Source organism: Serratia bockelmannii, from assembly GCF_008011855.1.
Lineage (GTDB): Bacteria > Pseudomonadota > Gammaproteobacteria > Enterobacterales > Enterobacteriaceae > Serratia > Serratia bockelmannii.
The window spans coordinates 264,363-272,387 of record NZ_VOUX01000005.1; the positions used below are offsets into that span (position 1 = coordinate 264,363).

At 58.4% G+C, this 8,025-nt stretch carries 8 protein-coding genes and 1 tRNA gene; 5 read left to right on the top strand and 4 right to left on the bottom strand.

The genetic code is table 11. The annotated features are described in order from the left end of the window. Nucleotides 1-36 precede the first annotated feature (36 nt). The 5 genes from sufC to FOT55_RS10090 all read left to right on the top strand — a co-directional run bounded on the left by sufC (nt 37) and on the right by FOT55_RS10090 (nt 5,030). On the top strand, nt 37-783 hold the full coding sequence (gene sufC / locus FOT55_RS10070; RefSeq protein ID WP_016927936.1) for a Fe-S cluster assembly ATPase SufC: 747 nt from the start codon (nt 37-39) through the stop codon (nt 781-783). Further along, nucleotides 758-2,044, top strand: a complete 1,287-nt coding sequence (gene sufD, locus FOT55_RS10075) for a Fe-S cluster assembly protein SufD (protein ID WP_049209413.1) — start codon at nt 758-760, stop codon at nt 2,042-2,044. The genes sufC and sufD overlap by 26 nt, the downstream gene beginning before the upstream one ends. Continuing rightward, nucleotides 2,041-3,267 carry a cysteine desulfurase SufS gene (gene sufS, locus FOT55_RS10080; RefSeq protein ID WP_147823429.1) on the top strand — a complete coding sequence of 409 codons (1,227 nt, stop codon included), beginning with the start codon at nt 2,041-2,043 and terminating at the stop codon, nt 3,265-3,267. The genes sufD and sufS overlap by 4 nt, the downstream gene beginning before the upstream one ends. Nucleotides 3,268-3,303: 36 nt before the next feature. Beyond that, nucleotides 3,304-3,720, top strand: coding sequence for a cysteine desulfuration protein SufE (gene sufE / locus FOT55_RS10085; RefSeq protein WP_025302647.1), 417 nt, complete (start codon nt 3,304-3,306; stop codon nt 3,718-3,720). Nucleotides 3,721-4,016: 296 nt separating this feature from the next. Next, nucleotides 4,017-5,030: a L,D-transpeptidase family protein gene (locus FOT55_RS10090; RefSeq protein ID WP_025302648.1), complete on the top strand. Its 1,014-nt coding sequence runs from the start codon at nt 4,017-4,019 to the stop codon at nt 5,028-5,030. A gap of 140 nt (nt 5,031-5,170) precedes the next feature. Here the strand turns inward: FOT55_RS10090 and FOT55_RS10095 are convergent, their stop codons facing one another. The 4 genes from FOT55_RS10095 to FOT55_RS10110 form a co-directional block, all read right to left on the bottom strand. After that, a complete protein-coding gene (locus FOT55_RS10095) occupies nt 5,171-5,407 on the bottom strand; it encodes a major outer membrane lipoprotein (RefSeq protein WP_004931354.1) in 237 nt (78 codons plus the stop codon). Nucleotides 5,408-5,715: 308 nt separating this feature from the next. Then, nucleotides 5,716-7,128 (bottom strand): pyruvate kinase PykF, encoded by a 1,413-nt coding sequence (pykF, locus tag FOT55_RS10100; RefSeq protein ID WP_025302649.1) that lies wholly within the window; start codon nt 7,126-7,128, stop codon nt 5,716-5,718. Between the two features lie 393 nt (nt 7,129-7,521). Next, on the bottom strand, nt 7,522-7,827 hold the full coding sequence (locus FOT55_RS10105; protein WP_025302650.1) for a cupin domain-containing protein: 306 nt from the start codon (nt 7,825-7,827) through the stop codon (nt 7,522-7,524). Nucleotides 7,828-7,948: 121 nt separating this feature from the next. Next, a tRNA-Val gene (locus FOT55_RS10110) sits at nt 7,949-8,025 on the bottom strand.

The following is an 8,025-nucleotide window of genomic DNA, read 5'->3' on the forward strand; positions in this document are numbered from 1 at the left end:
ATTTTTAGCGCCGTCGGCGCTATCTGAGGACACAGCATGTTAAGCATCAAGAATTTGAAAGTCAGCGTGGAAGGCAACGAGATCCTCAAGGGATTGGATCTGGAGATCAAACCGGGCGAAGTGCATGCCATCATGGGGCCGAACGGCTCGGGCAAGAGCACGCTGTCCGCCACGCTGGCCGGGCGTGAAGAGTACGAAGTGACCGAAGGGGAAGTCACTTTCAAGGGCAAGGACCTGCTGGAGCTTGATCCGGAAGATCGCGCCGGCGAGGGCGTGTTTCTGGCCTTCCAGTACCCGGTGGAGATCCCCGGCGTCAGCAACCACTTCTTCCTGCAGACCTCGGTCAACGCGGTGCGCAAATACCGCGAGCAGGAGCCGCTGGATCGTTTTGACTTCGCCGATTTCATCGAAGAGAAAATTGCGCTGCTGGACATGCCGGCCGATCTGTTGACCCGTTCGGTCAACGTCGGTTTCTCCGGCGGCGAGAAAAAGCGCAACGACATTCTGCAGATGGCGGCGCTGGAGCCGGATCTGTGCATTCTCGATGAAACCGACTCCGGTCTGGACATCGATGCGCTCAAGATCGTCGCCAACGGCGTCAACTCGCTGCGGGACGGCAAGCGCGCTTTTATCATCGTGACTCACTATCAGCGCATTCTGGACTACATCCAGCCGGATTACGTACACGTGCTGTCCCAGGGGCGCATCGTCAAATCCGGCGATTTCTCGCTGGTGAAACAGTTGGAGGAGCAGGGCTATGGCTGGCTTACCGACCAACAGTAATTCAAACGCGCTGCAGCAGCTGTATCGCCTGTTCGAAGGCCGCGGTGGCGAGCGTTCGCCGCATGCGCTGGCGCACTGGCAGCAGGCGCTGCGCCTCGGCTGGCCGACGCGCAAGCATGAAAACTGGAAATACACGCCGCTGGAGAGCCTGCTGGAGCAGCAGTTCCTCGAGCCGCAGCCCGCATTGGTGAGCGCAGAGCAGCTCGAGGCGCTGGCGCTCGGCATCGATGCCTGCCGGCTGGTGTTTATCGACGGCCGCTACAGCGCCGCGCTGAGCGATGACGATCTGGGTGATTACCAGTTCGAGTTGACCGCCTACGGCACGCCACAGGCGCTGCCGGAGGCGATCCAACCGGAAATTTTCCTGCACCTGACCGAAAGCCTGGCGCAGGAAACCAGCCTGATTCGCCTGCCGGCCGACAAGGCCCCGGCTCGTCCGCTGTACCTGCTGCATATCAGCAGCGGACGCGGCGCCAGCGGGGAAGTGAACACCGTGCATCACCGCCATCATCTGGAGATTGGGCGCGGGGCCGAGGCGGAAGTGATCGAACACTATGTCAGCCTGGGCGAGGCCGCGCACTTCACCGGTGCACGCCTGACCGCCAACGTGGCGGACAACGCCGGACTGTTGCATTGCAAGCTGGCGTTTGAGAGCCAGCCAAGCTACCACTTTGCCCATAACGATTTGGTCATTGGCCGCGACGCGCGGGTGAAAAGCGACAGCTTCCTGCTGGGCGCCGGCTTGACGCGGCATAACACCAGCGCGCAGCTGAACGGCGAAGGCGCGAACCTGGTGATCAACAGCCTGGTGCTGCCGGTGGGCAAAGAGATCTGCGATACCCGTACCTATCTGGAGCACAACAAGGGCTATTGCGAAAGCCGCCAGCTGCATAAAACCGTGGTCAGCGATCGCGGCAAGGCGGTGTTCAACGGCATGATCAAAGTGGCCAAGCACGCGATTAAAACCGACGGCCAGATGACCAACCATAACCTGCTGTTGGGTAAGGTGGCGGAAGTGGACACCAAGCCGCAGCTGGAGATCTACGCCGATGACGTCAAGTGCAGCCACGGCGCCACCGTAGGGCGCATCGATGAAGAGCAGCTGTTCTATCTGCAGTCGCGCGGTATCGACAAGCACGCGGCACAGCAGATGATCATCTTCGCCTTCGCCGCCGAGCTGACCGAAGGCATCGCCAACGACATCATCCGGGAGCGGGTGCTGGCACGCATCGCCCAGCGCCTGCCGGGGGAGGCTGCATGAGTTATCCGATTGAACGCGTGCGCGGCGATTTCCCGCTGCTGGCGCGTGAGGTGAACGGCCAACCGCTGGCCTATCTCGACAGCGCCGCCAGCGCGCAGAAACCGCAGGTGGTGATCGACCGCGAGCTGGATTTCTATCGCCACGGCTATGCCGCGGTGCATCGCGGCATTCACACCTTGAGCGCCGAGGCGACTCAGCAGATGGAAGCGGTGCGGGAACAGGCGGCGCGCTTTATCAACGCCGCCTCGGCGGAAGAGATGGTGTTCGTCAAGGGCACCACCGAAGGCATCAACCTGGTGGCCAACAGCTTTGGCCGCCACCTGCTGCAGCCGGGCGATGCGATTCTCATCACCGAGATGGAACACCACGCCAACATCGTGCCCTGGCAGATGCTGGCGCAGGAGCGTGGGTTGCAGCTGCGGGTTTGGCCGCTGCAGCCCGACGGCACGCTGAATCTGGCGCGGTTGCCGGAGCTGGTCGACGCGTCCTGCAAACTGCTGGCGCTGACCGAGGTCTCCAATGTGCTGGGCACCGTCAACCCGGTGCGCGACATCATCGCCCGCGCCAGAGCCCTGGCGCCGGATCTGACGGTGCTGGTGGACGGCGCGCAGGCGGTGATGCACCAGCGCGTCGATGTTCAGGCGCTGGACTGCGATTTTTACGTGTTTTCCGGCCACAAGCTGTACGGCCCTTCCGGTATCGGCATGCTGTATGGCCGCCAGGCGCTGCTGCAGCAGATGCCACCGTGGGAAGGGGGCGGCTCGATGATCCGCCAGGTCAGCCTGACGGCGGGCACCACCTTCGCCGATCCGCCGTGGCGCTTCGAGGCGGGTTCGCCGAACACCGCCGGCATCATGGGGCTGGGGGCGGCGTTCGATTACGTCGAAGCCCTGGGTCTGAATGCGATCCACGATTATGAACAGTCGCTGATGCACTACGCGCTCGAGGCGCTCAAGCAGGTGCCGACGCTGAAAATCTATGGTCCGGCACATCGGGCCGGGGTGATCGCCTTTAATTTGGGAGAACACCACGCCTATGACGTCGGCAGCTTCCTCGATCAGTATGGCATCGCCATTCGCACCGGCCATCACTGCGCCATGCCACTGATGGCGTTTTATCAGGTGCCGAGCATGTGCCGCGCTTCGCTGGCGTTATATAATACCCGCGAAGAGGTGGACCGGCTGGTGGCCGGGCTGCAACGCATTCATCAGCTATTAGGTTAGGCCGGGGCGCGTCCCCGGCGGTACAAAAGGATCCCCATGGCGAATTTGCCGGACAAAGATAAATTGGTGCGTAATTTCTCCCGCTGTCTGAACTGGGAGGAGAAATACCTGTACGTGATTGAACTTGGCGCCAAGTTGCCGCCGCTGGACGAGGCCGAGCGGCAGGCCGGCAACCTGATTTCCGGCTGTCAGAGCCAGGTGTGGATCGTGATGCGTCTCGATGAGCAGGGGCAGGTCGAGTTTCACGGCGACAGCGATGCGGCGATCGTCAAAGGGTTGCTGGCGGTGGTGTTTATTCTTTATCGTCAATTAACGCCACAACAGATCGTCGATCTCGATGTGCGGCCGTTTTTCGGCGAACTGGCGCTCAGCCAACATCTGACGCCTTCACGCTCGCAGGGGCTGGAGGCGATGATCCGTGCCATTCGCAGTAAAGCGGCGCAGCTGGCCTGATCCTTAACGCCTTTCTCCTCAAGGCTCATTGATATATTCGCTTTGTCAATGAGTCTTTACAATCCGTTGTTTTCCCCAGGAACCATCCCCCAATTCAGTGATATTTCAGCAGCTTACCTATTGACGTTTCGTTGACAATCAACGACGGCGATTACGTTATAACGTGTTGATTTTTAGAGAACTTATTGCCTTTGATGCCAGCATTGCTAGTATTAATCAGGTATTGTCTGATTTACCCACCGTCGGGCGCTCGTTAGCCTTGGGGGCGAACCGTCATAAAAAATATAGGGATGATAATGAAACGTGCGTTGAGTTTAATGGGCATGGTCTTCGCCACCGTACTGGCCGGCACGCAGGCCGCCAGTGCGACCGAGTACCCGCTGCCGCCGCCAGACAGCCGTCTGATCGGTGAAAACACCACTTATACCGTGCCAAACGACGGCCGTCCGCTGGAGGCGATCGCCGCCGACTACAAGATTGGCCTGCTGGGCATGCTGGAAGCCAACCCTGGCACCGACCCGTTCCTGCCCAAGCCAGGCACGGTGCTGACCATTCCGACCCAAATGCTGCTGCCTGACACTAAGCGTGAAGGGATTATCGTCAATCTGGCCGAGCTGCGTCTTTACTACTACCCGAAAGGCGAGAACAAAGTGATCGTCTATCCGATCGGCATCGGCCAGACCGGGATGCACACGCCGCTGGAAGTGACCTCCATCAGCCAGAAGATCCCTAACCCGACCTGGACGCCCACCGCCAACATCCGCAAGCGCTATCAGTCCCAGGGCGTGACGCTGCCTGCAGTGGTGCCGGCCGGGCCTGAGAACCCGATGGGGCTGTTCGCCCTGCGTCTGGCGATGGGGCGCGGTGAATACCTGATCCACGGCACCAACGCCAACTTCGGTATCGGCATGCGTGTCAGCTCCGGCTGCATTCGCCTGCGTCCGACGGACATCGAAGCGCTGTTCAATCAGGTGCCGCGTGGTACACGGGTGCAGGTGATCAACGATCCGGTGAAGATTTCGGTTGAGCCGGACGGCAAACGCTATGTGGAAGTGCACCAGCCGCTGTCGCGGGTAGAAAGCGACGATCCGCAGACCATGCCGATCGCGTTGTCTAAAGCGGAGAAAGCCTTTGCTGCGGATGGTCAGACCGATCGCGCCGTGTTCGATAGCGCGGTTGTACGCCGTTCTGGCATGCCGGTGCTGGTCAACGTAGGAGAGAGTCCGTCTGAGGTGAGTTTAACGCCTGCAGCGGCGCCTGCGGCGAATAAGAGCCCATTCAAGGCAGCGCCAATCAGTTCGGTGAACTAAGTTTGCAAGATTGAGCGGTCGAAGAGGGGTTCAGCGTGCTGAACCTCTTTTTTTGCCCGCTATGCAGGAAAAATCAGTCCAGGATACAGGCGAAAAAAAACGGCGCACAATGTGCGCCGTTTTCAATAACCAAAGCTATCTTACTTTTTGTAAGCGTGAGCTTGGTTGTCCAGACGCTGGTTAGCGCGTGCTGCGTCGTCTTTAGCAGCTTGAACGTCAGAACGCATTGCGTTCACGTCGTTGCTCAGCTGATCAACTTTAGCGTTCAGAGTCTGAACGTCAGAAGACAGTTGATCGATTTTAGCGTTGCTAGAGCAGCCAGCCAGCAGAGTGGAACCCAGGATTACCGCGCCCAGTACCAGTTTAGTACGATTCATTATAACACCCTCTAGATTGAGTTAATCTCCATGTAGCGTTACAAGTATTACACAAACTTTTTTCGAAAGAGAATAATTTTTTAGTGTTGAGGTGCTTTATTTTGATCGTTCGCTCAAACTTGCATCTGGTTTTACAAATTAGTTAAAAAAACGAGGGAAAACAGCCGGCTTCCATGGGACTACTCCGATTCTTTATTAGCTAAATAATGAGCGGTCCGCGGTTGCGTTTTGAGAAAAATAGGTTACTGCTGATAAAAAAAACGCCGCAAAGCGGCGTTTTGATCAAGGCAATTATGTCACGTTTTATATTACAGCACGTGTACCGAGGCAGTGTTGGTGGTGCCGCTCGGCACCAGCGCGCCGGAAACCATCACCACGACGTCGCCTTTTTGCGCCAGGCCGCTGGCCAGCGCGGCTTCTTTACCGATGCGGTAGAAGTCGTCGGTAGAAGCGATTTCCTTGACCATCTGCGGGATGACGCCCTTGCTCAGCACCAGCTGATGCGCGGTAGTCTCATTGGTGGTCAGCGCCAGGATCACCGCGTTCGGGAAGTATTTACGCACGGATTTCGCTGACTTGCCGCCGCTGGTGGCGACGACGATCAGCGGCGCGTCCAGTTTCTCGGCGGTTTCAACCGCGCCGCGGCACACCGCTTCGGTGATGCGCAGCTTGCGGCGATCGTTCAGGGAGTCGATGCGGCTTGGCATCACGCGATCGGTGCGCTCGCAGATGGTCGCCATGATGTTGACCGCTTCCAGCGGATATTTGCCCTTGGCGCTCTCGCCGGACAGCATGACAGCATCGGTGCCGTCCAGGATGGCGTTGGCAACGTCGCCGGCTTCCGCACGGGTAGGGCGCGGGTTTTTGATCATGGAATCGAGCATCTGGGTGGCGGTGATCACCACTTTACGCGCACGGTTGCATTTTTCGATCATCATCTTCTGGGCGAAGATCACTTCTTCGACCGGGATCTCCACGCCCAGATCGCCGCGGGCAACCATGATGCCGTCGGACGCTTCGAGGATTTCGTCGAAGTTGTTCAGGCCTTCCTGGTTCTCGATCTTGGAGATGATCTGGATCTGCTCGCCGCCGTGCGCTTTCAGGTGCTCGCGGATCTCCAGCACGTCGGAACGTTTACGGATGAAGGACGCCGCCACGAAGTCGACGCCTTGCTCGCAGCCGAAGATCAGGTCGCGTTTGTCTTTTTCGGCCAGCGCAGGCAGCTGGATGGACACGCCCGGCAGGTTGACGCCTTTGTTCTCGCCCAGATCGCCGTTGTTCAGCACCTTACAAACGACTTCGTTCTCGGTCACGTTGGTGACTTCCATGCCGATCAGGCCGTCGTCAACCAGCACGGTGTTACCGATCTTCAGGTCGGCGGCGAAGCCGGCGTAGGTGACCGCTACGCGATCGCTGTTGCCGATCACACTCTGGTCGGTGGTGAAGGTGAAGGTTTGGCCGGCGACCAGCGAGGCGTCTTTACCGCCTTCCAATTTCATGGTGCGAATTTCCGGGCCTTTGGTATCCAGCAGGATGCCGGCGTTGATACCGGTTTTCGCCATCACGGCGCGCATGTTCTTGATGCGGTTGCCGTGCTCTTCATAGTCGCCGTGAGAGAAGTTGAGACGCATCACGTTCATGCCCGCATTGAGCAGGTTGGTCAGCATTTCTTCCGATTCGGTTTTTGGACCGATGGTACAAACAATTTTGGTCTTTTTCATGGCGGAGTTTTCTACAAGTTGTGATGGATAAAAAAACGAATTTGACCGGCGCTATTTACGCCGATAGGGAATTTGAGCCGTGCCTGGTGGTGAAAAACATAGTTAAGGATAGGTGACGACAGTTGAAGTGGGGCGGAAAAATTCAGCCCGCGCGGGGGCGCGGAGATGCTGCGCAACGGGGTGAGATGAAATCGTGTTGTTATTGCGTTTTCGCAGATCAAGGGCTGAAACCATTCAACTGATAGACGTTGCGCATTATAAAGGCTAAGCGGCGGGAAACAAAATAAAAAACCGCAGCGGTGTGGCGGATATGTCAAAACGGGGGCAAATGTGGCGCAAATGCAACGCGTTGCGTACAGCTTGTTGCGCAAATAACCTTGCTGTAAATACGGCTTAGCGCGTTTGCGGGATTTCCAGCAGCACGCCGGCGCTCAGGCAGAAGCAGCCGCTGGCGACGTTGGCCGGCAGGATCAGGCTCTCGCCGGCCCGTACTGTCCGCGTATCGCCGCCGAGGGTGAACTCGAATTCACCCGATATCACCCGGGTTTGCAGCGCATGCGGGGGCTTTTGCAGTTGGCCAAAGGCGCCGGCCTCGAAACGCACTTCCGCCGCCGGCGAACCGTCGCTCATCACCCCTTCACGGCGGGCAAGGCCATTGTCGAGCGGTAAAAAGGCGGTTTTGGCGGTAAAGGTGGTCATGTGGCGTTCCTGATGGTGGATGGCGGTAGTTCGGCGCAATCGACATGAGAAATCGAGCGGTCGAGCAGAGACGAAACAACGGGAAGTATAACGCGATAGGGGGAGAGATAAATTAGCAATATGGTGCGTCCGAGTGGACTCGAACCACCGACCCCCACCATGTCAAGGTGGTGCTCTAACCAACTGAGCTACGGACGC

Excerpts from the sequence above, each read along its gene's own strand:
- sufE (WP_025302647.1), top strand. The coding sequence starts at position 3,304 with ATGGCGAATTTGCCGGACAAAGATAAATTGGTGCGTAATTTCTCCCGC.
- FOT55_RS10090 (WP_025302648.1), top strand. The coding sequence starts at position 4,017 with ATGAAACGTGCGTTGAGTTTAATGGGCATGGTCTTCGCCACCGTACTG.
- pykF (WP_025302649.1), bottom strand. The coding sequence starts at position 7,128 with ATGAAAAAGACCAAAATTGTTTGTACCATCGGTCCAAAAACCGAATCG.
- sufS (WP_147823429.1), top strand. The coding sequence starts at position 2,041 with ATGAGTTATCCGATTGAACGCGTGCGCGGCGATTTCCCGCTGCTGGCG.
- FOT55_RS10095 (WP_004931354.1), bottom strand. The coding sequence starts at position 5,407 with ATGAATCGTACTAAACTGGTACTGGGCGCGGTAATCCTGGGTTCCACT.
- sufC (WP_016927936.1), top strand. The coding sequence starts at position 37 with ATGTTAAGCATCAAGAATTTGAAAGTCAGCGTGGAAGGCAACGAGATC.
- sufD (WP_049209413.1), top strand. The coding sequence starts at position 758 with ATGGCTGGCTTACCGACCAACAGTAATTCAAACGCGCTGCAGCAGCTG.
- FOT55_RS10105 (WP_025302650.1), bottom strand. The coding sequence starts at position 7,827 with ATGACCACCTTTACCGCCAAAACCGCCTTTTTACCGCTCGACAATGGC.